Below are 23990 nucleotides of genomic sequence, written 5' to 3' on the forward strand. Positions count from 1 at the left end.
ATCAGTGCACGTCCTTCCAGTATTCACGCTTGAGCAAGTAGGCGAATACGAAGAAGAAAGCCAGGTACAGCAACACGTAGGTACCGATGCGCTGGCTTTCCAGTTTGACCGGGTTGGCCGAATAGGCCAGGAAGGTCACCAGGTTCTTGACCTTCTCGTCGAACTGCTCGGTCGTCAGGGTACCGGAATTCGGCGTAATGGTCAGCTGGTCGCAGGCTTCATGGGTGATCGGGGCGCCGGTCAACGGGTCGAATTGCTTCTTGCCATCGGTCACGGTCTGCACCTGTTTGCAGCCGACGTACTGGTTGCCCTGCAGACCAACCAGCACGTTTGGCATGCCGACGTTCGGGAACACCTTGTTGTTCACCCCATAAGGCCGCGACGGGTCCTCATAGAAGCTGCGCAGGTAGGTGAACAGCCAGTCGGTGCCACGCACCCGCGCCACCAGGGTCAGGTCTGGCGGTGCGGCGCCGAACCAGGTCTTGGCGTCACTGGGCTTCATGCCGATCTGCATGTGGTCACCGATCTTGGCACCGGTGAACACCAGCTTCTCGAGCATCAGCTCGTGGGGGATGCCGAGGTCATCGGCCACCCGCTCGTAACGCTGGAACTTGGCACTGTGGCAACCCATGCAATAGTTGGCAAAGGTACGCGCACCGTCCTGCATGGCGGCCTTGTCGCCCAGGTCGATGTCGACCTTGTCCAGCTCCAGGCCCGTTTCGGCCGCGAAGGAAAAGGCAGGCATCACTGCCAGCAAAAATACTGCAATCAACTTTTTCATCAGCCAGTCACCCTTTCCGGAACCGGTTTGGTCTTCTCGAGCCTTGTGTAGAACGGCATCAGCAGGAAGTAGGCGAAGTACAACACCGTGCACACCTGCGACAGCAAGGTACGCCCAGGTGTCGGCGCCAGTACGCCCAGCACGCCGAGGATGACGAAGGCCACGCAGAACACCAGCAGGAAGAGCTTGCTGATCCAGCCCTTGTAGCGCATGGAGCGCACCGGGCTGCGGTCGAGCCAGGGCAGCACGAACAACACGGCAATGGCCGCACCCATGGCGATGACGCCCATCAGTTTGTCAGGCACCGCACGCAGGATCGCGTAGAACGGCGTGAAGTACCACACAGGCGCAATGTGCTCGGGGGTCTTGAAGGCGTTCGCCTGCTCGAAGTTAGGTTTCTCCAGGAAGTAACCGCCCATTTCCGGGAAGAAGAACACCACGGCGCAGAACACGAACAGGAACACCACCACGCCGACAATGTCCTTGACGGTGTAGTACGGGTGGAACGGGATACCATCCAGCGGGATACCGTTCTCGTCCTTTTTCTTCTTGATGTCGACGCCATCGGGGTTGTTCGAACCCACTTCGTGAAGGGCGAGGATGTGCAGCACCACCAGGCCGAGAATCACGATCGGCAGGGCGACCACGTGCAGGGCGAAGAAGCGGTTCAGGGTGATACCCGAGATCAGGTAGTCACCGCGGATCCACTGGGTGAGGTCGCCACCGATTACCGGAATGGCACCGAACAGCGAGATGATCACCTGGGCACCCCAGTACGACATCTGGCCCCACGGCAGCAGGTAGCCCATGAAGGCTTCGGCCATCAGCGCCAGGTAGATCAGCATGCCGAACAGCCACACCAGTTCACGCGGCTTCTGGTAGGAGCCATAGAGCAGGCCGCGGAACATGTGCAGGTAGACCACGATGAAGAACGCCGATGCACCGGTGGAGTGCAGGTAGCGCAGGATCCAGCCGTATTCCACATCACGCATGATGTACTCGACAGAGGCGAACGCCTCTTCCGCCGAGGGCGTGAAGCTCATGGTCAGCCACACACCGGTGACGATCTGGTTGACCAGCACCAGCAGCGCCAGGGAGCCGAAGAAGTACAGGAAGTTGAAGTTCTTGGGCGCGTAATACTTGCTCAGGTGGTCTTCCCACATCTTGGTGGCGGGGAAGCGAGCATCAATCCAGTCCATGAACTTGCTCATCATGCGTTCTCCTGGTCAACGCCGATGACGACGATCTCGTCCGACTCGTAAGAGTGCGGTGGCACGGGCAGGTTGAGAGGTGCCGGCTGCGACTTGTAGACGCGGCCGGCCAGGTCGTAGTGGGAGCCGTGGCACGGGCAGAAATAGCCACCGACCCATTTCGGGCCAAGGTCGGCGGGTGCGACTTCCGGACGGAAGGTGGGCGAGCAGCCCAGGTGAGTGCACAGGCCGACAAGGATGAGTATTTCCGGCTTGATCGAACGAACCTGCGGGTCGACGTAGGTGGGCTGTACCGAGGCCTTGGACTCGGGGTCAGCCAGGTCACCGACGACCTTTTTCAGGTTACCGAGGATCTCGTCCGTTCGCCGCACGATGAACACCGGCTGGCCACGCCACTCGGCCACCATCTGCTGCCCGGCCTCGACCTTGGCGATATTGACCTTCACCGGTGCACCCGCGGCTTTCGCCTTGGCACTGGGAAACCATGACCCCACGAACGGTACCGCAGCCCCCACTGCCCCCGCTGCCCCGACTACAGATGTCGCGGCTACGAGGAAGCGGCGCCGGCCTGCGTTGACGCCGTCATTGCTCATTCAGTCCTCTCCCATCAGCTTGCTTGACCAGTTGGACCTGGCCTGTACTTAGGTAATGTCTGTGGCACTAAAAATTGGCCGCCATGGTAAGAAACAAATCCACACACTGACAAGGTGATTACCCGGGGAACGGGCTACAACCCTCGCTTTGCTTGATCTGCGTCTATGCGGCAAGTCGTCACCGACATGCTGACAGGTTAGTTCAAGACATAAAAAAAGCCCGGTTCCAAGGAACCGGGCTTTTTTCGACTGCCGAAGCGGTATTAACGCTTGGAGTACTGAGGACGCTTACGCGCTTTACGCAGACCCACTTTCTTACGCTCAACTTCACGAGCGTCGCGGGTGACGTAGCCAGCACGACGCAGAGCGCCACGCAGGGTTTCGTCGTATTCCATCAGAGCGCGGGTGATACCGTGACGGATCGCACCGGCTTGACCGCTGACACCACCACCGGAAACGGTGACGTAGATGTCGAACTTCTCGACGGTTTCGGTCAGCTCGAGCGGCTGACGAACAACCATGCGAGCGGTTTCGCGACCGAAGAACACGTCCAGAGAACGGTTGTTGATGGAAATGTTACCAGTACCCGGACGCAGGAATACGCGAGCGGTTGCGGTCTTGCGACGGCCAGTGCCGTAGTTTTGAGTCGCCGACATAATGAACTATCCCGTTAGATCTTCAGTTCTTGAGGCTGCTGAGCAGTGTGTGGGTGAGCAGCACCCGCGTACACTTTCAGCTTGCGGTACATGTCGCGACCCAGCGGGTTCTTCGGCAGCATGCCTTTGACCGCAGTTTCGATAACACGCTCAGGGGCCTTGGCGATCAACTTCTCGAAGTTGATTTCCTTGATACCGCCCGGGAAACCGGAGTGGGAGTAGTACATCTTGTCGGAAGACTTGGCACCAGTCACACGAACCTGCTCGGCGTTGATGACGACGATGTAGTCGCCGGTGTCAACGTGAGGGGTGTATTCTGGTTTGTGTTTGCCACGCAGACGGCTAGCGATTTCGGTAGCCAGACGACCCAGGGTCTGGCCAGCGGCGTCGACTACGAACCACTCGCGCTTTACTGTTTCCGGTTTAGCAGTAAAAGTTTTCATTCTCTAAAGCCTCAGAGGCCGCCCAGCGAAAAATAGACGGCGAATCTTACTGGATAGTGCACAGCTTGCCAAGGGCAAGCGCGCAGCCGAACGCTGACGCTTTTGGGGGCTCGGGTCAGGCACGCCAATGTTCGACGGGGTTCTTCCTGCGTGGTGGTGCATCACTTCCGCCACACGGAGAGGGGCCGAATTATCCAGATTGCGCGAAAAATTTCAACCTGCTTTGATGGGCTTCTTTGTCAAGGAGTGTCTACCCGATGGAATACCGCCAGCTCGGCCGTACCGACCTCAATGTCAGCGCCCTGTGCCTGGGCACCATGACCTGGGGCGAGCAGAACGTCCAGGCCGAGGCCTTCGAGCAGATTGCCCGGGCCAAGGCCGCCGGGGTCAACTTCATCGACACCGCCGAGATGTACCCGGTGCCGCCCCGCCCCGAAACCTACGCCGCCACCGAGCGCATCATCGGCAACTGGTTCCGCGCCAATGGCGATCGCGACGACTGGGTGCTGGCCAGCAAGGTCGCCGGCCCCGGCAACGGCATCAGCCACATCCGCGACGGCCAGCTCAAGCACAACCGCCAGCACATCGTCGCCGCGCTGGACGAGAGCCTCAAGCGCCTGCAGACCGACCGCATCGACCTGTACCAGCTGCACTGGCCCGAGCGCAGCACCAACTTCTTCGGCAAGCTGGGCTACCAGCACCTGCCACAGGACCACTTCACCCCGCTGGAAGAAACCCTCGAAGTGCTCGACGAGCAGGTGCGCGCGGGCAAGATCCGCCACGTCGGCCTGTCCAACGAAACGCCGTGGGGCACCATGAAGTTCCTGCAACTGGCCGAAAGCCGCGGCTGGCCGCGAGCGGTGTCGATCCAGAACCCGTACAACCTGCTCAACCGCAGCTTCGAGGTGGGCCTGGCGGAAGTGGCCATCCGCGAGCAGTGCGGCCTGCTGGCCTATTCGCCGCTGGCGTTCGGCATGCTTTCCGGCAAATACGAGAACGGCGCACGCCCGGAAAACGCACGCCTGACCCTGTTCAGCCGCTTTGCCCGCTACTCCAATCCACAGACCGTGGCGGCCTGCAGCCGCTATGTGCAGCTGGCCCGCGAGCACGGCCTGGACCCGGCGCAGATGGCCCTGGCATTCGTCACCCGGCAGCCGTTCGTGACCAGCAACATCATTGGCGCGACCAGCCTCGAGCAGCTGGACAGCAACCTTGCCAGCCTCGAGCTGAGCCTGAGTGATGAACTGCTGGCGGCGATCGAGGCGATTCACCAGGAGCAACCGAACCCGGCGCCTTGAGCCGGACCCTGTGTTGTGTTCTTCGCGGGCTTGCCCGCTCCCACAGGACCTCACTGCCCCTCAGGCCTGCGGGGTACCTGTGGGAGCGGGCAAGCCCGCGAAGAAACCAGCGCGGTGTAGCAGGCTAGACACAATCGCCAAAAAATAAGACGATCCAGCCGGTGATTGACCACTCTACCCTATAAGAACAATGACAATGATGTTTACCCAACCCTCCGCGTCGCTGCGGCGCGTCAGCATCCTGGCCATTGACAAGGTGTTCGCTTCGACCTTGATGCAGGCCAAGGATTTCTTCCACCTCGCCAGCTTGCGCTACAGCAAGCAGCTGGGCCTGGGCCTTCAGCCCATGTTCGAGATCCGCCTGGTGAGCCCGGACGGCCAGCCCGTGGACAGCTTCAGCAATGTGCAGCTGCCGGTCGAAGGCGGCCTGGACGACGCCGATGTGATCATCCTCCCGGCCTTCTGGGACGACTTCGACAACCTGCTGCAACGTTATCCACAGGTGCTGCCGTGGCTACGTGAACAGCATGCCCGTGGCGCTGTGCTGTGCGCCGAGGCCAGTGGTGTGTTCTGGCTGGCCGAGTCCGGCCTGCTCGACGGCAAGGAAGCGACCACCTACTGGCGCTTCTTCAACAGCTTTGCCGAACGCTTCCCGAAGATCCGGCTGAACCAGGACAAGCACCTGACCGACGCCGACAACCTGTACTGCGCCGGCGGCACCACCTCGGCCTGCGACCTGTACATCTACCTGATCGAACGCTTCTGTGGCGCCAACGTGGCCCGCGCCGTGTCCCGCGACATCCTCTACGAGGTGCAGCGCAACTACACCCCCGGGCGCATGGGCTTTGGCGGGCAGAAGCTGCACCAGGACCTGATCATCCTGCAGATCCAGCACTGGCTGGAGGAACACTTCGCCGACAAGTTCCGCTTCGAGGACGTGGCCCGCAACCACGGCATGAGCATTCGCAATTTCATGCGCCGCTTCCAGGGCGCGACGGGTGACAAGCCGCTGCACTACCTGCAACGGCTACGGATCGAGACGGCCAAGGGGTTGTTGTCGAGTACGCGCAAGAGCATCAAGACCATCAGCTATGAGGTCGGATATGACGATGCCAGTTTCTTTGCGCGGCTGTTCCGTCAGCACACCGAGTTGTCGCCGAACCAGTATCGGCAGCAGTTCATGCAGGAGGCTTGAGGCCAATGGGGCTGCCTTGCAGCCCATCGCGACACAAGGCCGCTCCTACAGGGCATCGCGTAATCCTGTAGGAGCGGCCTTGTGTCGCGAAAGGGCCGCAAAGCGGCCCCGGATTCTCAGGGCTTGTGCGCCCGCGCCAGAAACTCGTGCGACTGCATCTCCAGCAAGCGGCTCAGGGTACGCTGGAACTCGAAGGCCAGGCGCCCACCGGTATACAGGTCCTTCAGCTCCACCTCGGCCGAGATGATCAGCTTGACGTTGCGGTCGTAGAACTCGTCCACCATGTTGATGAAGCGGCGGGCGATGTCGTCGGTGGTGACACCCATCTGCTCCACATTGCTCAACAGCACGGCATGGAAGATCTTGCCCAGTTCGATGTAGTCGTTCTGGCTGCGGGGGCCGTCGCACAGGGCGCGGAAGTCGAACCAGGCCACGTCGTCACAGGTAAGCAGGGCATTGATCGGGCGATTCTCGATCATCAGCACGTCGTTCTCGACCGCCTGGGTGCATTCAGGGGTCAGCGCCTTGAAGCTGGCGCGCAGGCTCTGGTGCGCCGCCTCATCGAGCGGGTAGTGGTACAGCTCGGCCTGCTCCAGGTGACGCAGGCGGTAGTCGACCCCGCTGTCGACGTTCACCACCTCGGTGTACTGCTTGATCATGGCGATGGCGGGCAGGAAGCGCGCGCGCTGCAGGCCGTCCTTGTACAGGCCGTCCGGCACGATGTTGGAAGTAGCCACCAGCGATACGCCGTTCTTGAACAACTCTTCCATCAGGGTGCCGAGGATCATCGCATCGGTAATGTCCGATACGAAGAACTCGTCGAAACAGATGACCTTGGCTTCTTCGCTGAAGCGCTTGGCAATGATGGTCAGCGGGTTCTTCTCGCCCTTGAGGGTTTTCATTTCCTCGTGCACACGCTTCATGAAGCGGTGGAAGTGCGTGCGCATCTTCTGCTTGAACGGCAGCGCCTCGAAGAAGGTATCGACCAGGTAGGTCTTGCCGCGCCCTACCCCACCCCAGAAGTACAGGCCCTTGACCGGGGTCTGCTCCTTCTTGCCGAACAGCTTGCCGAACACGCCCGGCTTGTTGTTCTGCGCGTGCACCAGGTCGTCATACAGGCGCTGCAGGTGACGCACCGCAGTTTCCTGCGCCGCGTCATGGAAGAAGTCGGGACGTTTCAGATCTGCTTGATATCGTTCTAGGGGCGTCATGATTCGTTAGCGAGGCAACAAAAAACGGGCCGTCACTGTAGCGACAGGCCCGCTTAATGGCAATCAGTCTGTGGGAGCGGGCGTGCCCGCGAACACCGGCAAAGCCGGTGCCATGCAACGCGGCGCCTGTTTCGCGGGCACGCCCGCTCCCACAGTTTCACCATCTTCAGTCCGGTTGAGGAGCAAGCGCTGCACGCAGGCTTTCAATGGCCGAATCACGGGCTTCGGCGCTGTCGAACTGCGGCCCGTCGGCAACCTGTTCGCCGTTCAGCCACAGGCCGAAGCCCAGGCCTTCGACGCGCACATCCGCCTCGCCACCTTGCTGCAGCTGCTTGCTCACGGCGCCGGCGCTCTTGCCGTCGGCAAAGCTGCGCGACAGCAGCAGTTGTTCGCCGTCAGCGGCCAGCAGGCGGAAGCGGAAGCTGCCATCTTCATCGCGGAAGCTGACGAAACGCGCGCTCTTGGCGGCCTTCTTCTTCACTTCGGTGCTGGCCTGCACGCTGCTGCGGAACGAACGCAGGCCAACGGCCTCGCGCAGCTGCTCGAGGAATGGCGTGGCGATCTTGCGAGCCTTGGCGGCACCGGCCAGCAGGATGTCTTCCAGGTCCGCCGGGCGGGCGATCAGCTGGTGGTAGTACTCGCGCTTCTCGGCCAACTGGCCGTCCAGCAGCTGGAACAGGCGCTGCTTGGCCTCGCCCCAGCCCAGGCCCTGCAGCAGCTCTTCACGGAACTCGGCGCACTGCGCCGGCGTCGAGAAGGCCTGGAACAGGGTGAACAGGTGAGCGTTGTCCGGGTCTTTCGCTTCGCCAGGCGCACGCGAGTCGGTGACGATGCGCGAGATGGCGTCTTTCATCTCCTTGGCGCTGGTGAACAGCGGGATGGTGTTGTCGTAGCTCTTGGACATCTTGCGCCCGTCCAGGCCCGGCAAGGTCGCCACGCTCTCCTCGATCACCGCTTCCGGCAGGGCGAAGAAGTCCTTGCCCTGGCCGAACAGGTGGTTGAAGCGTTGGCCGATGTCGCGGGCCATTTCCACGTGCTGGATCTGGTCACGGCCGACCGGCACCTTGTTGGCGTTGAACATCAGGATGTCCGCGGCCATCAGCACCGGGTAGCTGTACAGGCCCATGGTCACGCCGGCATCCGGGTCTTCGCCGTTTTCCAGGTTCTTGTCCACCGAGGCCTTGTAGGCGTGCGCGCGGTTGAGCAGGCCCTTGGCGCTGACGCAGGTCAGCAGCCAGGTCAGCTCGGGGATTTCCGGGATATCGGACTGGCGGTAGAAGGTCACCTTGTCCGGATCGAGGCCACCGGCCAGCCAGGTGGCGGCGATTTCCAGACGCGAACGCTGGATGCGCAGCGGGTCGTCGCACTTGATCAGGGCGTGGTAGTCGGCCAGGAAGTAGAACGAGTCGACACCGGGCTGCTGGCTGGCACGGATCGCCGGGCGGATGGCGCCGGCGTAGTTGCCCAGGTGCGGAGTGCCGGTGGTGGTGATACCGGTAAGAATGCGCGTGGTCATGGGTGTTCGCTTATTCAGGCTTGGCTCAGTTCGAAAGGCGCGGCAGCAGCAGATCCTTCAGATCGGTCAGCTTGCCATGGAAGAAGTGTCCGCATTCTGCCACTTTCAGCAGCTCATGGGGGCGCGACAGGCTGTCGGACCATTCGTAAACCAGCCGCGGCGCGACGACTTCGTCGGCGTCCGGCTGCACCACGGTGATCGGGCAGCGTTGTGGCGGCGGGAAATCCGCCGTCAGGCGCATGACCGCCGGGGCGATCATGAACAGCTGCTGCAGCTCTACTCCAGTGGCCTCCAGGCGGCCGGCCAGGCTGGTGGCGACGAAACCACCGAACGAGAAGCCCATCAGCACCAGCGGCAGGCCCAGATGCTTCTCGCGCAGCCAGGCCGCAGCGGCCTCGGCATCGGCCACCTCGCCAGCGCCCATGTCATGGGTGCCGGCGCTCTGCCCGACGCCACGGTAGTTGAACCGCAAGGTCACGTAGCCGGCATCACGGGCGGTGCGTTGCAGGGTCGAGACCACCTTGTTGAGCATGGTGCCACCCTGGACCGGGTTGGGGTGGCAGATCAGCACCGCGCCACGTGCATTGGCCACGTCCAGGTACAAGGCTTCCAGCTGGCCGCTGGGGCCATCGATGAACAAGGGGGTTTCGCGGACAAGCAAGGCACTACTCCGTGACCTCGGGAGGGGTCGATTCGTCTAGGTGAGGAATTCTGTTCTGATTTGCGATCGCTCGCGGTATACAGCGCAGGTCTGAGCCGTTAACGTAAAGCAAAGCCGTTTATAGAGGAAGGACTCGTGGAACTCTCGCTCCTTGTTTGGTTGTTGCCGACCCTGGCCCTGGTCATCGGCGTGGTGGTTGGTTTCGTCGTCGCTCGCCTGCTGCCCAATGCCGCGCCGAGCAGCACCCAGCGTCAGCTGGATGACATCCAGAAGCGTTTCGACAGCTACCAGAACGAAGTGGTCACCCACTTCAACAGCACTGCCGTGCTGGTCAAGAAACTGACCCAGAGCTATCAGGACGTCCAGGATCACCTGGCCGACGGCGCCAATACCCTGGCCCTCGACGACGTGACCCGTCAGCGCCTGCTGGCCGCCCTGCATTCCGAAGGCAGCCAGGGCCCACGTGACCGCCTGACCCCGCCGAAGGACACTGCCGAAGTACCGCGCGACTACGCGCCGAAAGCGCCGAACTCGCCGGGCATGCTTGACGAGAGCTACGGGCTCAAGCGCTGATCTGCCGAACATGAAAAAGGCCTCGCAAGAGGCCTTTTTTGTGGGCATGTCTTCCTGCCCGGGCGCGATCCCTTGTAGGAGCGGCCTTGTGTCGCGAAAGGGCTGCGCAGCAGCCCCGGCGATCTTGCAGGCTGGCTGAAATCCTGGGGCCGCTACGCGCCCCTTTCGCGACACAAGGCCGCTCCTACAGGTGCCGCAATGCCCGCTCGACATCCGCCAGCAGGTCCTCCACATCCTCCAGCCCCGCCGACAGGCGCACCAGCCCCTCCGATATCCCGTGATGCGCCCGCTCCTTCGCGGTATAGCTGGAGTGCGTCATGCTCGCCGGATGCGCCAGTTTGTATAGAGCAATCGACGGCTATCCCGAATAGCGAATCAGGTTGCTCACTATATCGCTCAGCCTGATTTGATGCGCCCAAACAGCAAGATCTTACAGATCGCCAGGCATGATCCTACACCCTGATTGGCGGCTCTCCTGACATACAAAAAAATCGTTATCGGGCAAACTATTCAAATAATCATAATGGCTTATGGCCTACGAATATTGAAACACCCTCATATTCCCGCCAGTGCAGCAAAGTGCGCTCGCAGCGCTTCTGCACCGAAAACTTCAACACTCCTTAGAGATGACGTATGAGCATTGAGCTTCCAGCCTTATATATCTACCCAAACGATTACGGCACAAGCCGCCCGAATGGCTTACAAGCACCATTTCCCGCAGCCATGATAGGTCGTGCCATTGAAGAACGTAGCGCTGGCTATGCACAAGGCCACTGGAGAGAAATGCTAAATCTGCATCTTCCAAAAATGCAGCATACCCGCCCCATCGCCTTTAAGCTTGACGATTTCCTGATTCGTGAACTTAAAGCTGGATCAGCTGCTGACGCAATAATGCTGGCCAATTCGAGCATCAGCATTCCAGATGCTTGGAATAAAGCATTTGAGGACACCAAAGCGAGTCTTAATACTGCTCCCTTAGCTCAGCCCATTGAGTTTTCTGGAGGCTGGTTTACTCCGTTCAGAGCAATTGCGCACTGGCTTTTAGGGAAAGGGCAGCAGGCTAAAGTCAACATAAATAATGTCGGCATCGCGCCCGAATTGCAAAAAGTCCCTCAACTACAGGCAGCGTTCGCCGGAGCAAGCGTAGGCACTAGCCGAATTGATGTCACCTTTCCCTATAACACTGGCATGGATAGCAATATATCGCGCATCTACCTAGGCTCCATTACCCTAAGAGTGATTGGTGATCTGAACAAGGATAGTGACGGAAACCTCATTTTCACTGGCGTAATTCGCGCCTATTCAGATAAATATGATGCAAATGCGAGCAGCCACCGTGGCGGATTTGACGAAAAGGCCACGACGCTGCTTCGTGAAGTTGGACGCGTTGCAAATGCACAGGACTACGAAATTTTAATTGAAGGCGAACTCCCACTAAACATAGCAAACTAGCGGAAATACACGAACCTGAAGCACTGCATGAGCAATACCATTGAATTGGCTTTCACTTTAGATTATCTTGAGCGCCTGACTCAAGGTGGATTATGAAAATTTTGAAAACCATTTGCACGACCATGGCCTCAGCCTTGAATGTAATTGCGACAACACTATTATTTAGAGCTTCGGATTCTGCGCTCGAAAATCCTAATGACCCGTATGATACCTCTGGCATACCCGCACTATCGATGTACGTAGTACTGCTAATAGTTCTTACCGCACTTTCAGCATTGTTAATGATTGCAGGAACAATAGCAAACAAGCTACTCCATGGCAAACCACCCATGGCTCTTAGACTACTACTTGAATTCACCCCAACTTTCGCAACAGCAGCGCTAGGTGTACTTGTTTCTTCCGCTTACACCGACAACACAATATCGATGAATATGACCATTCTTATTTATTTCCTATCCGCTGGCTTCTCACTTGTTGCCGCGTCTTTGTTTTATAAGAAATCTAGGAACCACACCTGACCATCAGAATCTCGGCTGCAACAGTGGCGGCCTGATTATCAGGATTCGCATATTATAAAATAATAGCGATATACCGTTTTGGTTCTCTCTTCGGGCGCCCACGCCACTGCATGCGACTTGCCTCACCGTACTAACTTGATGTCGGCATCCTGTAATGCTGTAACATTTTTTTGCCACGAAGAGAGAACTCCGACAATTTATCTACAAGCGTTCAGAGCCCGCTCGACATCCGCCAGCAGGTCCTCCACATCCTCCAGCCCCACCGACAGGCGCACCAGCCCCTCCGATATCCCGTGATGCGCCCGTTCCTTCGCGGTATAGCTTGAGTGCGTCATGCTCGCCGGATGCTGCGCCAGCGACTCGGCATCGCCCAGGCTCACCGCACGGGCAAACAGTTGCAGGGCATTCATGAACCTGCGCCCGGCCTCGATACCCCCCTTGAGCTCGAAGGCGATCATCCCGCCCGGCAAACGCATCTGCCGCTGCGCCAGCTCGTACTGGGCAAACGACGGCAACCCCGGGTAGTGAATCAGCTCCACCTGCGGCTGCCGGGCCAGAAACTCCGCTACCTGCAGGGCATTGGCGCAATGGCGGTCCATGCGCAGCGCTAGGGTCTTGATCCCGCGCATCAGCAGCGCCGCATCGTGGGGCGACAGCACCGCCCCGGTCATGTCCTTCAGCCCTTCCAGGCGAATGCGGTCGACGAGCGCCTTGCGCCCCACCACCAGCCCGGCAGTGATATCACCGTGGCCACTGAGGTACTTGGTCGCCGAATGCACCACCAGGTCCGCCCCCAGCTCCAGCGGCCGCTGCAGGTAGGGCGTGCAGTAGGTGTTGTCGACCACCACATGCACATCATGCCCGCGCACCGCCTCGGCCACCGCGGCGATATCCACCAGCTGCATGTTGGGGTTGGCCGGCGTTTCGAAGTAGATCATCCGCGTTTTGCTGTTGATCGCCGCTTTCAGAGCCTTGGCGTCGTTCAGGTCGACATGGCGGATCTTCACCCCGAATTCGCCAATGCCATGGTGCAGGAAAGCAAAGGTGCAGCCGTACAAAGTACGCCCGACGATCAGCTCATCGCCGGGGCGCAGCAGGGTCCAGATCGTCGAGGTGATGGCCCCCATGCCCGACGCCAATGCCAACCCCGCCTCACCGCCCTCCAGCGAGGCCATGCGCTGTTCCAGCAGGGCCAGGGTAGGGTTGGAGATGCGGCTGTAGAAATGCCCCGGCTCCTCCCCGGCAAAGCACGCAGCGCCGTATTCGACTGTGGGGAAGGCATAGGTAGCGGTCTGGTACACCGGCGGCACCAGGGCGCCACCGTGGGAAAGCGGGTCGTAGCCATGGTGAATGGCCCGCGTGGAAAAACCGGTGTTGTTATGGGAGTCGCGCATGGCAACAGCCTCTTGTGGTTTGCTATAAGCTTATGCCACCGAGCCGCCCGATTTTTTCCAAAATGGCCCACGCATCCGTGTGCTTGTTGGAACAAAAACAATAATTACCGGACCAGGAGGGCAAAACATGCCTTCAAGCCTCGACCGCACCGACCGCGCCCTGCTCGCGGCCCTGCAGGACAACGCCCGCCTCACCGTTGCCGAACTTGCCGACCAGGTAGCGCTGACCACCTCGCCGTGCTGGCGACGGGTCAAGTTGCTGGAGGACAACGGCTACATCACCGGCTACCAGGCCATCCTCTCGCCCAAGTCGCTGGGGTTTGGCGTGACCGCGTTCGTCAGCATCATGATGGACTCGCACACCAAGGACATGGCGCTGGCGTTCGAGCAGCGGCTGATGGAAATTCCCGAGATTGTCGCCTGTCACAACATCTCCGGGCGTTACGACTTCTTGCTGGAGATTCTGGCGCGGGATCTGGAGTCGTTTGGCGAATTCACCCGGGAAGTGCTGCAGCGGTTGCCGGGGGTGAAGGAGATCTACTCGAGTTTTTCCTATAAGGCGGTTAAGGAGCGGCGGGTGATACCGGTATCGGAAAAACACATCTGAACGACATGCACAGTCCATGCGGGAACAACTGCCTTGCTCAAAATTCAAAGCTCACGCAATCCTTTGTGGGAGCGGCCTTGTGTCGCGAAAGGGCTGCGCAGCAGCCCCAGCAATTTGTGCATCAGTGCTGAGACCCGGGGGCTGCTGTGCAGCCCTTTCGCGACACAAGGCCGCTCCCACAGGAGACCCGCGCATGTATGGCGGGCATAGAAACAAAAAACCCCGCCGAAGCGGGGTTTTTCTTGCAGGCTAGCGCTTAGATCGCACCACGCTGACGCAGCACGTCCAGCACCTGTTTCACACCCTCGTCCACGCTGGTGGCCTGGGTGTCGATCACAAGGTCGGCGTCCAGCGGCACATCGTACGGGAAGCTTTCGCCCGGGATGTTGTCGCCACCAGCAGCGTACAAGCCTTGCGGGTCACGCTCACGGCAGGCCAGCGGCGAGGCCTGGACGTAAACGGTCACCAGGCGCTCCTTGCCGATCAACGCCTTGGCCTGTTCGCGGCCTTCGGCATCCGGGGCCACGAACGCGGCCAGGGTCAGCAGGCCGGCTTCGTTGAACTGGCGCGCCACATGGGCGGCGCGGCGCCAGTTTTCGGTACGGCCGGCGCGGTCCTGTGGCAGGCCCTTGTTCAGGTCGTGGCGCAGGTTCTGGCCGTCGAGCACGTACACCGCACGGCCCATGTCGAACAGCTTGCGCTCCACGGCGTAGGCCAGGGTGCTCTTGCCTGCGCCGGACAGGCCGCTGAACAGCACGGTCGCAGGCTGCTGGCCGAAGCGCAGGGCGCGCTCTTCGGTGGCCACATGGCACAGCTTGCCATGATGGCCGGTGCTGCCGTGCGGCAGGACTGGCGGGGCGATGATCATGCCGGCGCCGACGGTGCCGTTGGTCAGGCGGTCGATGACGATGAACGCACCGGTGGTGCGGTTGCTGTCGTAACCGTCCAGGGCGATCGAGGCGTCCAGGGACACCTTGACGCGGCCGATCTCGTTCAGCTGCAGCGCGCTGGCAGCGCCCTGCTCCAGGGTGTTCACATCGACCTTGTGGGTGATGCTGGCAATCGAGCCCGGCACGTAGCTGGTGGCGCGCTTGATGTCGTATTTCTTGCCCGGGAGCATCGGCTCCTCGGCCATCCACACCAGCATGGCGTCGAACTGGTCGGTGACCGGCGGGACGTTGTCGGCATGCACCAGCAGGTCGCCACGGGAGATGTCGATCTCGTCTTCCATGGTCAGGGTCACGGCCTGGCCAGGGCCTGCGTTTTCCAGTTCGCCTTCGTAGGTGACGATGGACTTGACGCGGCTGCTCTTGCCCGACGGCAGCACGACGATTTCGTCGCCCTTGTGCACCACGCCGCTGGCGATGGTACCGGCGAAGCCACGGAAGTTCAGGTTCGGACGGTTGACGTACTGCACCGGGAAGCGCAGGTCGGTGAAGTTGCGGTCGGCCGACACTTCGACGGTTTCGAGGATTTCCATCAGCGTCGGGCCGGCGTACCACGGCGAACGCTCGCTGTGGTTGACCACGTTGTCACCCTTGAGCGCCGACATCGGCACGAAGTGCAGGCTGCTCGGGGTCAGGTTGATGGCTTCGGCGAACTTCAGGTAGTCGGCCTTGATCGACTCGAAGACGTCCTGATCGAAGCCCTTGAGGTCCATCTTGTTGACCGCGACGACGATGTGCTTGATGCCCAGCAACGAGGCAATGTAGCTGTGGCGGCGGGTCTGGGTCTGCACGCCGTAGCGGGCGTCGACCAGGATGATCGCCAGGTCGCAGGTGGACGCGCCGGTAGCCATGTTGCGGGTGTACTGCTCGTGGCCCGGGGTGTCGGCAATGATGAACTTGCGCTTGGCGGTGGAGAAGTAGCGGTAGGCGACATCGATGGTGATGCCCTGCTCGCGCTCGGCCTGCAGGCCGTCGACCAGCAGTGCCAGGTCGACTTCCTCGCCGGTGGTGCCGACTTTCTTCGAATCACGGGTGATGGCCTCGAGGTGGTCCTCGTAGATCATCTTCGAGTCGTGCAGCAGGCGCCCGATCAGGGTGCTCTTGCCGTCGTCGACGTTGCCGCAGGTCAGGAAGCGCAGCAGTTCCTTGCGCTCGTGCTGGGCCAGGTAGGCGAGGATGTCCTCGCTGATCAGATCAGATTGGTGCGACATGGAGTAACCCTGAAATTAGAAGTAGCCTTGGCGTTTCTTGTCTTCCATGGAACCGGCGCCATCGTGGTCGATGACACGGCCCTGGCGTTCGGACGTACGGGTCAGGAGCATTTCCTGGATGATGTCCGTCAGGGTCTCGGCTTCCGACTCGACAGCACCCGTCAACGGGTAGCAGCCGAGGGTACGGAAACGCACCTTCTTCTTGACGATGCGCGCTTTCTCTTCATCGGTGAGATGTTCGAGGATGCGTTCGTCGTCGATCATGATCAGGGTGCCGTTCTTCTCGATGACTTCGCGCTCGGCAGCGAAGTACAGCGGCACGATCGGGATGCCTTCGAGGTAGATGTACTGCCAGATGTCCAGCTCGGTCCAGTTCGACAGCGGGAAGACGCGGATCGACTCGCCCTTGTTGACCTTGCCGTTGTACACGTTCCACAGTTCCGGGCGCTGGTTCTTCGGGTCCCAGCGGTGCTTGCTGTCACGGAACGAGTACACGCGCTCCTTGGCCCGCGATTTCTCTTCGTCGCGGCGCGCACCACCGAAGGCGGCGTCGAAACCATGCTTGTCCAGCGCCTGTTTCAGGCCCTGGGTCTTCATGATGTCGGTGTGCTTGGAGCTGCCATGGGTGAACGGGTTGATGCCCTGCGCCACACCCTCGGGGTTGACGTGGGTGATCAGCTCCAGGCCCATTTCCTCGACCATCTTGTCGCGGAAGCTGTACATCTCCTGGAATTTCCACTGGGTGTCGACGTGCATCACCGGGAACGGCAGCTTGCCCGGGAAGAAGGCCTTGCGCGCCAGGTGCAGCATCACGGCGGAATCCTTGCCGATCGAGTACAGCATCACCGGGTTGTCGAACTCGGCGGCCACCTCGCGGATGATGTGGATGCTCTCCGCCTCCAGCTGTTTCAAGTGCGTCAGTTTGTCGACCATGGCTACTCACGAAAAACGATCTTATGGACGGCCTGCGGGCCGTGTTCGAGCGAGCCACTTTATCACAGCGGCTGCTTCTATTTAGGAGGCTGGCTAGATCGAAAAAGTCTAACGATATGACTGGGGGTTTGGGCTGGAATTGGGGCCGCTCTGCGGCCCTTCGCGGGCACGCCCGCTCCCACAGGTGCAGCGGAGTCCTTGTGGGAGCGGGCGCGCCCGCGAAGAAGGCGACGCCGATATCAGATCGGGTTCGGGCAATCGATGAACAGGTGCTCCACGGCAAAGCGCCGCGCCAGGTAATCACCCAGCGCCTGTACCCCATACCGCTCGGTGGCATGGTGCCCGGCGGCAATGAAGCTGACGCCATTCTCGCGGGCACTATGGTAGGTCTGCTCCGACGCCTCGCCGGTCAGGTACAGGTCCACCCCGGCCGCGATCGCCGTGTCGATGTAGCCCTGCCCGCCCCCGGTGCACCAGCCGACCCGGCGGATCATCTGCTCACCTTCGACCAGCAAAGGCTCACGCCCCAGCACCTCCCGCACCCGGCGGGCGAAGTCGCGCGCGGTCATCGGCTCGGCCAGCGAGCCGACCATGCCGACCACCTTGGGGTTCTCCGGGTCCAGCGGCCCTTCGACAGTAATGTCCAGTTGCCGCGCCAGTTGCACGTTGTTGCCGACGTCCGGATGCACATCCAGCGGCAGATGGAACGCCAGCAGGCTGATGTCGTTGTTCAACAGGGTCTTCAGCCGGCGCTGCCGGATACCGGTGACGCACGGGTTCTCACCCTTCCAGAAGTAGCCATGGTGCACCAGCACCAGGTCGGCCTCGGCCTCGACTGCAGCATCCAGCAACGCCTGGCTGGCGGTAACGCCGCTGACGATGCGGCTGACCTGCGGCCGGCCTTCGACCTGCAGGCCGTTGGGGCAATAATCCTGGATCTTCGCGCTGCCCAGGTAACGCTCGGCTTCCTCGACCAGGGTGTTCAGAGCGACGGCCATGAAAATCTCCTCGAAATCTGCGTTTTTCTCGGGCACAACGCCCATGCAACGCCCGTATAATGCCGGCCATTATGGGCCGTCGCCGGCACTGGGGGAACCGGTGTATGATCGCGCGCGCTCATGCCCCACCGCACGGTCACCGTCCCCCGGCTCTTTCCAGGATTCATTCATGTTCAAGGCTTTGCGTTATTTTGGCTGGCCCCTGCTTACCGGCGTACTGATCGCCATGCTGATCATCCAGCGCTTCCCGGAATGGGTCGGCCTGCCCAGTCAGGACGTCAACCTGCAACAGGCGCCGCAGACCTCGCGGATCATGCAGGGCCCGGTATCCTACGCCGACGCCGTGACCCTGGCCGCCCCGACGGTGGTCAACCTGTACACCACCAAGGTGGTGAACAAGAGCGCCCATCCGTTGTTCGAAGACCCGCAGTTCCGCCGTTTCTTCGGCGACAACCTGCCCAAGCAGCGCCGCTGGGAGTCGAGCCTGGGCTCGGCGGTGATCATGAGCCCCGAGGGCTACCTGCTGACCAACAACCACGTCACCAGCGGTGCCGACCAGATCGTCGTGGCCCTGAAGGATGGCCGCGAAACCCTGGCCCGGGTCATCGGCAGCGACCCGGAAACCGACCTGGCGGTGCTGAAGATCGACCTGAAGAGCCTGCCGGCGATCACCATCGGCCGCTCCGACAACATTCACATCGGCGACGTGTCGCTGGCCATCGGTAACCCGTTCGGGGTCGGCCAGACCGTGACCATGGGCATCATCAGCGCCACCGGCCGCAACCAGCTGGGCTTGAACAACTACGAAGACTTCATCCAGACCGACGCCGCGATCAACCCGGGCAACTCCGGCGGTGCGCTGGTGGATGCCAACGGCAACCTGATCGGCATCAACACGGCGATCTTCTCCAAATCCGGCGGTTCGCAGGGCATCGGCTTCGCCATCCCGGTGAAACTGGCACTGGAGGTGATGAAGTCGATCATCGAGCACGGCCAGGTGATCCGTGGCTGGCTGGGTATCGAAGTACAGCCGCTGAGCCAGGAGCTGGCCGAATCGTACGGCATGAAGGACCGCCCGGGCATCGTGGTGGCGGGTATCTTCCGCGAAGGGCCGGCGGCAAAGGCCGGGTTGCAGCTGGGTGACGTGATCCTGAGCATCAACGGCGAGCCGGCCGGTGACGGGCGCAAGTCGATGAACCAGGTGGCGCGGATCAAGCCCAACGAGAAGATCACCATCGAGGTGATGCGCAATGGGCAGCAGTTGAAACTGATCGCCGAGGTGGGGCTGCGGCCGCCACCGGCGCCGGCAGTCGCCAAGGAAGAGAAGTAAGGCTTCGATCTGGGGCTGCTTTGCAGCCCATCGCCGGCAAGCCAGCTCCCACAGGTATTGCACAGGGCTTGAGGCTGATGTGATACCTGTGGGAGCTGGCTTGCCGGCGATGGGCCGCAAAGCGGCCCCTTTTGCATCAATGCAGGATCTGGCTCAGGAACAACTTGGTCCGGTCACTGCGTGGCCGGTCGAAGAAGTCATCCGGCGCCGCCTGCTCGACGATCTCGCCCTTGTCCATGAAGATCACCCGGTTCGCCACGGTCCGGGCAAAGCCCATCTCGTGGGTCACGCAGAGCATGGTCATGCCATCCTCGGCCAGGCCCACCATGGTATCGAGCACCTCCTTGACCATTTCCGGGTCCAGCGCCGAGGTCGGTTCGTCGAACAGCATGATCTTCGGCTTCATGCACAACGCGCGGGCAATCGCCACACGCTGCTGCTGGCCACCGGACAACTGCCCCGGGTACTTGTGCGCCTGCTCCGGAATACGCACCCGCTCCAGGTAGTGCATGGCGATTTCCTCGGCCTTGCGCCGCGGCATCTTGCGCACCCACATCGGCGCCAGGGTGCAGTTTTCCAGGATGCTCAGGTGCGGGAACAGGTTGAAGTGCTGGAACACCATGCCCACTTCGCGGCGGATGGCCTCGATCTGCTTGAGGTCGTTGGTCAGCTCCACACCATCGACCACGATGCGCCCCTGCTGGTGCTCTTCCAGGCGGTTGAGGCAACGGATGGTGGTGGACTTGCCCGAGCCGGACGGCCCGCACAGCACGATGCGCTCGCCCTGGCGCACGTTCAGGTTGATGTCCTTGAGCACATGGAACTGGCCGTACCACTTGTTCACGCCCTGCATCTGGATGATGCCTTCGGGGCCGGCAGGCTGCTTGATCGCTTCACTCATTTCGAAACTCCTAACGCTTGTGGCCAGTGTCCAGCTTGCGCTCCAGGTGCATGGAGTAGCGGGACATACCGAAACAGAAAATCCAGAACACCAGGGCGGCGAACACGTAGCCCTCGGTAGCCATGCCCAGCCAGGCCGGGTCGGCGGCGGCTTGCTTGACGCTGTTCAGCAGGTCGAACAGGCCGATGATGATCACCAGGCTGGTGTCCTTGAACAGGGCAATGAAGGTGTTGACGATGCCGGGGATCACCAGCTTGAGCGCCTGCGGCAGAATCACCAGGCCCATCGCCCGCCAGTAGCCCAGGCCCATGGCAGCGGCAGCTTCGTACTGGCCCTTGGGGATGGCCTGCAGGCCACCACGCACCACCTCGGCGATGTATGCCGACTGGAACAGGATCACGCCGATCATCGCCCGCAGCAGCTTGTCGAAGCTCATGCCCTCAGGCAGGAACAACGGCAGCATCACCGATGACATGAACAGCACGGTGATCAGTGGCACGCCGCGCCAGAACTCGATGAAGGTCACGCACACCACCTTCACCGCCGGCATCTTCGAGCGCCGCCCCAGGGCCAGCAGGATGCCCAGCGGCAATGCGCCGACAATGCCCACGGTGGCGATCACCAGGGTCAGCATCAGCCCGCCCCACTGGCTTGTCGGTACGTTTTCCAGGCCCAGCACGCCCCCGTGCAGCAGGGCGTAGGCCAGCAGCGGGTACAGCACCAGGAAGCCCAGGCCGTAGAAGGCCTTGCGCGGGAAACGCTTGATGAACAGCGGCGCGGCGCCGAGCACGGCAAGCCACACGGTCAGGTCCACGCGCCAGCGCAACTCGGCCGGGTAGTAGCCATACATGAACTGGCCGAAGCGCTGCTGCACGAACACCCAGCAGGCGCCCTCCTTGGTGCAGTCGGCGCGGGTGGTGCCGACCCAGTTGGCGTCAAGCAACGCCCACTGCAGCAACGGTGGCACGATCAGCCACACCAGGTAGATGGCGAACAGGGTCAGCAGCGTATTGAGCCAGCTGGAGAACAGATTGGCACGCATCCATGCGAGCACGCCGACGGTTTTCACCGGTGGCGGCATGTCGGGTTTGAAAACATGGGCATTCACGGGCGTATCCTCACCGCTCGATCAGCGCAATGCGCTTGTTGTACCAGTTCATCAGCAGCGAAATGCTGATGCTGATGGCGAGATAGACACTCATGGTGATGGCGATCACCTCGATGGCCTGGCCGGTCTGGTTGAGCACGGTACCGGCGAACAGCGAGACCATCTCCGGGTAGCCGATACCGGCCGCCAGCGACGAGTTCTTCGCCAGGTTCAGGTACTGGCTGGTCAGCGGCGGAATGATCACCCGCAGTGCCTGGGGGATGATCACCTTGCGCAGGGTCGGCCCCTCGCGCAGGCCCAGCGAGCGCGCGGCCTCGGTCTGGCCATGGCTGACCGAACGGATACCGGAACGCACGATCTCGGCGATGAACGCAGCGGTGTAGATGGTCAATGCCAGGGTCAGCGCCAGCAGCTCGGGGATCAGTACCCAGCCACCGACGAAGTTGAATCCTTTCAATTGCGGCACTTCCCAGTGCACCGGGCTGCCGAACAGCAGTGCGCAAACACCCGGGATGGCGATGAACAGCGCCAGCCCCACCCAGAACTTGTGGAACGGCACGCCGGTCTCGTCGAAGCGCTTGTTGGCAAAGCGCACCATCGCCACGATGGCCAGCAGCGCCAGGACCAAGGCCACGACGAACGGCCAGAAGCCTTCGGCCATGGACGCGCCGGGCATGTTCAGGCCACGGTTGCTGATGAAGAAGGTGTCGTCGATATTGATGCTGCCCCGCGGTCCCGGCAGGGTCAGGAACACGGCAAAGTACCAGAACAGGATCTGCAACAACGGCGGGATGTTGCGGAAGGTTTCCACATACACGGTCGCCAGCTTGTTGATCATCCAGTTCGGCGACAACCGCGCCACACCGATGATGAAGCCGAGAATGGTCGCCAGCACCACGCCGATGAAGGTCACCAGCAGGGTGTTGAGCAGGCCGATGACGAACACCCGCGCATAGCTGTCGGATTCCACGTAGGGGATCAGATGCTGGGCGATGCCGAAGCCGGCACTGCGGTCGAGGAAGTCGAAGCCCGAGGTGATGCCCCGGTGTTGCAGGTTGGTTTGCGTGTTGTGGAACAGATACCAGCCCAGACCGACCACGAAGACTATCGTGAGAATCTGGAACAGCCACGCGCGCACACGCGGATCGTTAAGGGACAAGCCCTTGGGTGCGCCGATTTGATTTTGCATGAAGTGCCCCGGACAGTAGGGATTCGAACAGCCTGCGGCGGCGGGATGCCGCCGCAGGGTGCAGCCATCAGCGCACAGGTGGCGCGTACTGGATGCCGCCGTTGTTCCACAGGGCGTTCATGCCACGGTCGATCTTCAGGTCGGTGCTCTGGCCCAGGTTCTTCTCGAACACTTCGCCATAGTTGCCGACTTGCTTGACGATCTGCACTACCCAGTCCTTGGGCAGCTTGAGGTCCTTGCCGTACTCGCCGTCCGCACCCAGCAGGCGGGCGACGTCCGGGTTCTTGGTGCCTTTGGCCTCGGCCTCGACGTTCTTCGAGGTGATGCCCGCCTCTTCGGCGTTGAGCATGGCGAACAGGGTCCACTTGACGATGCTGAACCACTCCTCGTCGCCTTTACGCACCACCGGGCCCAGCGGTTCCTTGGAGATGGTTTCCGGCAGTACCACGTACTCGGTCGGCGCGGCCAGCTTGGAGCGCTGGGCGAACAGCTGCGACTTGTCCGAGGTCAGCACGTCGCAACGGCCGGACTCCAGCGACTTGGCGCTTTCGTCGGAGGTGTCGAAGGTGATCGGGGTGTACTTCAGGCCATTGGCGCGGAAGAAGTCCGACACGTTCAGCTCGGTGGTGGTACCGGCCTGGATGCAGATGGTCGCGCCATCGAGCTCCTTGGCGCTGGAAACACCCAGCTTCTTGTTGACCAGGAAGCCGACGCCGTCATAGTAGGTAACACCGGCAAATACCAGGCCCATGCCGGCATCACGCGAGCTGGTCCAGGTGGTGTTGCGCGACAGCACATCGACTTCGCCCGACTGCAGGGCGGTGAAGCGTTCCTTGGCGTTGAGCTGGCTGAACTTGACCTTGGTGGCGTCGCCAAACACGGCGGCGGCCACGGCGCGGCACACGTCGGCGTCGATACCAACGATCTTGCCCTGCGCATCAGGTACCGAGAAGCCTGGAAGACCGTCGCTCACGCCACACTGGACGAAGCCCTTCTTCTTTACCGCATCGAGGGTGGCGCCGGCCTGGGCGTTGCTCACGGCGCCCAGCGCGGCGGCAGCGGTCAGGACTGCCAGGGTGGTTTTCAACATCTTCATTCACAACCTCCAAATCGCTCTTGTTGTATCGAGCCGGAATTGCACCGCACCCTTTTGAGGCGTATCCGACCCGTATTGGCTTGTTATTGGGTCAATGGCGCAATGGACTGTTCTGTGACAGCCTTCGCGTGCAAAGGGTGTTACCGTCACGGCCTGCCCTTTGCATCA

At 61.3% G+C, this 23990-nt stretch carries 23 protein-coding genes and 1 pseudogene; 7 read left to right on the forward strand and 17 right to left on the reverse strand.

The window, feature by feature from the left end; genetic code table 11:
- Position 1 precedes the first annotated feature (1 nt).
- The 5 genes from CAG34_RS20835 to rplM form a co-directional block, all read right to left on the reverse strand.
- A complete protein-coding gene (locus CAG34_RS20835) occupies positions 2-781 on the reverse strand; it encodes a cytochrome c1 (protein WP_085592147.1) in 780 nt (259 codons plus the stop codon).
- Positions 781-1992: a cytochrome bc complex cytochrome b subunit gene (locus CAG34_RS20840; protein WP_025340560.1), complete on the reverse strand. Its 1212-nt coding sequence runs from the start codon at positions 1990-1992 to the stop codon at positions 781-783. The genes CAG34_RS20835 and CAG34_RS20840 overlap by 1 nt, the downstream gene beginning before the upstream one ends.
- Positions 1992-2585, reverse strand: coding sequence for a ubiquinol-cytochrome c reductase iron-sulfur subunit (gene petA / locus CAG34_RS20845; protein ID WP_015271723.1), 594 nt, complete (start codon positions 2583-2585; stop codon positions 1992-1994). The genes CAG34_RS20840 and petA overlap by 1 nt, the downstream gene beginning before the upstream one ends.
- Positions 2586-2848: 263 nt before the next feature.
- A complete protein-coding gene (gene rpsI / locus CAG34_RS20850) occupies positions 2849-3241 on the reverse strand; it encodes a 30S ribosomal protein S9 (RefSeq protein ID WP_003260797.1) in 393 nt (130 codons plus the stop codon).
- 14 nt (positions 3242-3255) lie between these two features.
- Positions 3256-3684 carry a 50S ribosomal protein L13 gene (gene rplM / locus CAG34_RS20855; RefSeq protein WP_003260798.1) on the reverse strand — a complete coding sequence of 143 codons (429 nt, stop codon included), beginning with the start codon at positions 3682-3684 and terminating at the stop codon, positions 3256-3258.
- A 257-nt stretch (positions 3685-3941) separates the two neighbouring features.
- Here rplM and CAG34_RS20860 point away from each other — a divergent pair, with 257 nt between their 5' ends.
- Both CAG34_RS20860 and CAG34_RS20865 read left to right on the forward strand, forming a co-directional pair.
- Positions 3942-4982 carry an NADP(H)-dependent aldo-keto reductase gene (locus tag CAG34_RS20860; protein ID WP_023662822.1) on the forward strand — a complete coding sequence of 347 codons (1041 nt, stop codon included), beginning with the start codon at positions 3942-3944 and terminating at the stop codon, positions 4980-4982.
- 274 nt (positions 4983-5256) lie between these two features.
- The gene (locus CAG34_RS20865) at positions 5257-6177 is read left to right on the forward strand and encodes a GlxA family transcriptional regulator (protein ID WP_075047039.1); all 921 of its coding nucleotides are present in this window, start codon (positions 5257-5259) and stop codon (positions 6175-6177) included.
- A gap of 116 nt (positions 6178-6293) precedes the next feature.
- Here the strand turns inward: CAG34_RS20865 and zapE are convergent, their stop codons facing one another.
- From zapE to CAG34_RS20880, 3 genes are all read right to left on the reverse strand, one after another.
- A complete protein-coding gene (gene zapE / locus CAG34_RS20870) occupies positions 6294-7388 on the reverse strand; it encodes a cell division protein ZapE (protein WP_025340562.1) in 1095 nt (364 codons plus the stop codon).
- Between the two features lie 166 nt (positions 7389-7554).
- Positions 7555-8904, reverse strand: a complete 1350-nt coding sequence (locus tag CAG34_RS20875; protein WP_025340563.1) for a tryptophan--tRNA ligase — start codon at positions 8902-8904, stop codon at positions 7555-7557.
- 25 nt (positions 8905-8929) lie between these two features.
- A complete protein-coding gene (locus tag CAG34_RS20880; protein ID WP_085592149.1) occupies positions 8930-9565 on the reverse strand; it encodes an alpha/beta hydrolase in 636 nt (211 codons plus the stop codon).
- 135 nt (positions 9566-9700) lie between these two features.
- Here CAG34_RS20880 and CAG34_RS20885 point away from each other — a divergent pair, with 135 nt between their 5' ends.
- Complete coding sequence (locus tag CAG34_RS20885; protein ID WP_025340565.1) at positions 9701-10138, forward strand: YhcB family protein; 438 nt, start codon at positions 9701-9703, stop codon at positions 10136-10138.
- 184 nt (positions 10139-10322) lie between these two features.
- On the opposite strand, the pseudogene CAG34_RS20890 reads toward CAG34_RS20885, so the two are convergent.
- A pseudogene (locus CAG34_RS20890) lies at positions 10323-10469 on the reverse strand (PLP-dependent transferase); the annotation flags it as partial.
- Between the two features lie 302 nt (positions 10470-10771).
- On the opposite strand from CAG34_RS20890, the gene CAG34_RS20895 reads away from it, so the two are divergent.
- Positions 10772-11590 carry a lipid II-degrading bacteriocin gene (locus CAG34_RS20895; protein ID WP_085592151.1) on the forward strand — a complete coding sequence of 273 codons (819 nt, stop codon included), beginning with the start codon at positions 10772-10774 and terminating at the stop codon, positions 11588-11590.
- 92 nt (positions 11591-11682) lie between these two features.
- A complete protein-coding gene (locus CAG34_RS28500; protein WP_143516521.1) occupies positions 11683-12108 on the forward strand; it encodes a hypothetical protein in 426 nt (141 codons plus the stop codon).
- A gap of 197 nt (positions 12109-12305) precedes the next feature.
- Here the strand turns inward: CAG34_RS28500 and CAG34_RS20900 are convergent, their stop codons facing one another.
- Positions 12306-13502, reverse strand: coding sequence for a methionine gamma-lyase (locus CAG34_RS20900; RefSeq protein WP_085592153.1), 1197 nt, complete (start codon positions 13500-13502; stop codon positions 12306-12308).
- A gap of 127 nt (positions 13503-13629) precedes the next feature.
- Between CAG34_RS20900 and CAG34_RS20905 the strand changes: the two genes are divergently transcribed.
- A complete protein-coding gene (locus CAG34_RS20905; protein WP_016498026.1) occupies positions 13630-14109 on the forward strand; it encodes an Lrp/AsnC family transcriptional regulator in 480 nt (159 codons plus the stop codon).
- Between the two features lie 256 nt (positions 14110-14365).
- Here CAG34_RS20905 and cysN read toward each other — a convergent pair whose 3' ends face one another.
- The 3 genes from cysN to CAG34_RS20920 all read right to left on the reverse strand — a co-directional run bounded on the left by cysN (position 14366) and on the right by CAG34_RS20920 (position 18198).
- Positions 14366-16267: a sulfate adenylyltransferase subunit CysN gene (cysN, locus tag CAG34_RS20910; protein ID WP_085592155.1), complete on the reverse strand. Its 1902-nt coding sequence runs from the start codon at positions 16265-16267 to the stop codon at positions 14366-14368.
- A gap of 15 nt (positions 16268-16282) precedes the next feature.
- Entirely contained in the window at positions 16283-17200 is a 918-nt protein-coding gene (cysD, locus tag CAG34_RS20915; RefSeq protein WP_013974136.1) for a sulfate adenylyltransferase subunit CysD, read from the reverse strand.
- A 239-nt stretch (positions 17201-17439) separates the two neighbouring features.
- Positions 17440-18198: a Nif3-like dinuclear metal center hexameric protein gene (locus CAG34_RS20920; protein ID WP_075046277.1), complete on the reverse strand. Its 759-nt coding sequence runs from the start codon at positions 18196-18198 to the stop codon at positions 17440-17442.
- Between the two features lie 169 nt (positions 18199-18367).
- On the opposite strand from CAG34_RS20920, the gene algW reads away from it, so the two are divergent.
- Positions 18368-19528, forward strand: a complete 1161-nt coding sequence (gene algW / locus CAG34_RS20925; protein ID WP_025340570.1) for a Do family serine endopeptidase AlgW — start codon at positions 18368-18370, stop codon at positions 19526-19528.
- 136 nt (positions 19529-19664) lie between these two features.
- On the opposite strand, the gene CAG34_RS20930 is transcribed toward algW, so the two are convergent.
- The 4 genes from CAG34_RS20930 to CAG34_RS20945 form a co-directional block, all read right to left on the reverse strand.
- On the reverse strand, positions 19665-20429 hold the full coding sequence (locus CAG34_RS20930) for an amino acid ABC transporter ATP-binding protein (protein WP_003251792.1): 765 nt from the start codon (positions 20427-20429) through the stop codon (positions 19665-19667).
- Positions 20430-20439: 10 nt separating this feature from the next.
- On the reverse strand, positions 20440-21537 hold the full coding sequence (locus CAG34_RS20935) for an amino acid ABC transporter permease (protein WP_025340571.1): 1098 nt from the start codon (positions 21535-21537) through the stop codon (positions 20440-20442).
- 10 nt (positions 21538-21547) lie between these two features.
- Positions 21548-22726 (reverse strand): amino acid ABC transporter permease, encoded by a 1179-nt coding sequence (locus CAG34_RS20940; protein ID WP_025340572.1) that lies wholly within the window; start codon positions 22724-22726, stop codon positions 21548-21550.
- 67 nt (positions 22727-22793) lie between these two features.
- Positions 22794-23822 (reverse strand): amino acid ABC transporter substrate-binding protein, encoded by a 1029-nt coding sequence (locus CAG34_RS20945; protein WP_085592157.1) that lies wholly within the window; start codon positions 23820-23822, stop codon positions 22794-22796.
- Positions 23823-23990 lie beyond the last annotated feature (168 nt).

Origin of the sequence: Pseudomonas sp. B14(2017) (assembly GCF_002113255.1) — a bacterium.
GTDB classification, from domain to species: Bacteria; Pseudomonadota; Gammaproteobacteria; order Pseudomonadales; family Pseudomonadaceae; genus Aquipseudomonas; species Aquipseudomonas putida_Z.

Excerpts from the sequence above, each read along its gene's own strand:
- CAG34_RS20835 (WP_085592147.1), bottom strand. The coding sequence starts at position 781 with ATGAAAAAGTTGATTGCAGTATTTTTGCTGGCAGTGATGCCTGCCTTT.
- CAG34_RS20840 (WP_025340560.1), bottom strand. The coding sequence starts at position 1,992 with ATGAGCAAGTTCATGGACTGGATTGATGCTCGCTTCCCCGCCACCAAG.
- petA (WP_015271723.1), bottom strand. The coding sequence starts at position 2,585 with ATGAGCAATGACGGCGTCAACGCAGGCCGGCGCCGCTTCCTCGTAGCC.
- rpsI (WP_003260797.1), bottom strand. The coding sequence starts at position 3,241 with ATGTCGGCGACTCAAAACTACGGCACTGGCCGTCGCAAGACCGCAACC.
- rplM (WP_003260798.1), bottom strand. The coding sequence starts at position 3,684 with ATGAAAACTTTTACTGCTAAACCGGAAACAGTAAAGCGCGAGTGGTTC.
- CAG34_RS20860 (WP_023662822.1), top strand. The coding sequence starts at position 3,942 with ATGGAATACCGCCAGCTCGGCCGTACCGACCTCAATGTCAGCGCCCTG.
- CAG34_RS20865 (WP_075047039.1), top strand. The coding sequence starts at position 5,257 with ATGCAGGCCAAGGATTTCTTCCACCTCGCCAGCTTGCGCTACAGCAAG.
- zapE (WP_025340562.1), bottom strand. The coding sequence starts at position 7,388 with ATGACGCCCCTAGAACGATATCAAGCAGATCTGAAACGTCCCGACTTC.
- CAG34_RS20875 (WP_025340563.1), bottom strand. The coding sequence starts at position 8,904 with ATGACCACGCGCATTCTTACCGGTATCACCACCACCGGCACTCCGCAC.
- CAG34_RS20895 (WP_085592151.1), top strand. The coding sequence starts at position 10,772 with ATGAGCATTGAGCTTCCAGCCTTATATATCTACCCAAACGATTACGGC.
- CAG34_RS28500 (WP_143516521.1), top strand. The coding sequence starts at position 11,683 with ATGAAAATTTTGAAAACCATTTGCACGACCATGGCCTCAGCCTTGAAT.
- CAG34_RS20900 (WP_085592153.1), bottom strand. The coding sequence starts at position 13,502 with ATGCGCGACTCCCATAACAACACCGGTTTTTCCACGCGGGCCATTCAC.
- CAG34_RS20905 (WP_016498026.1), top strand. The coding sequence starts at position 13,630 with ATGCCTTCAAGCCTCGACCGCACCGACCGCGCCCTGCTCGCGGCCCTG.
- cysN (WP_085592155.1), bottom strand. The coding sequence starts at position 16,267 with ATGTCGCACCAATCTGATCTGATCAGCGAGGACATCCTCGCCTACCTG.
- cysD (WP_013974136.1), bottom strand. The coding sequence starts at position 17,200 with ATGGTCGACAAACTGACGCACTTGAAACAGCTGGAGGCGGAGAGCATC.
- CAG34_RS20920 (WP_075046277.1), bottom strand. The coding sequence starts at position 18,198 with ATGGCCGTCGCTCTGAACACCCTGGTCGAGGAAGCCGAGCGTTACCTG.
- algW (WP_025340570.1), top strand. The coding sequence starts at position 18,368 with ATGTTCAAGGCTTTGCGTTATTTTGGCTGGCCCCTGCTTACCGGCGTA.
- CAG34_RS20930 (WP_003251792.1), bottom strand. The coding sequence starts at position 20,429 with ATGAGTGAAGCGATCAAGCAGCCTGCCGGCCCCGAAGGCATCATCCAG.
- CAG34_RS20940 (WP_025340572.1), bottom strand. The coding sequence starts at position 22,726 with ATGCAAAATCAAATCGGCGCACCCAAGGGCTTGTCCCTTAACGATCCG.
- CAG34_RS20945 (WP_085592157.1), bottom strand. The coding sequence starts at position 23,822 with ATGAAGATGTTGAAAACCACCCTGGCAGTCCTGACCGCTGCCGCCGCG.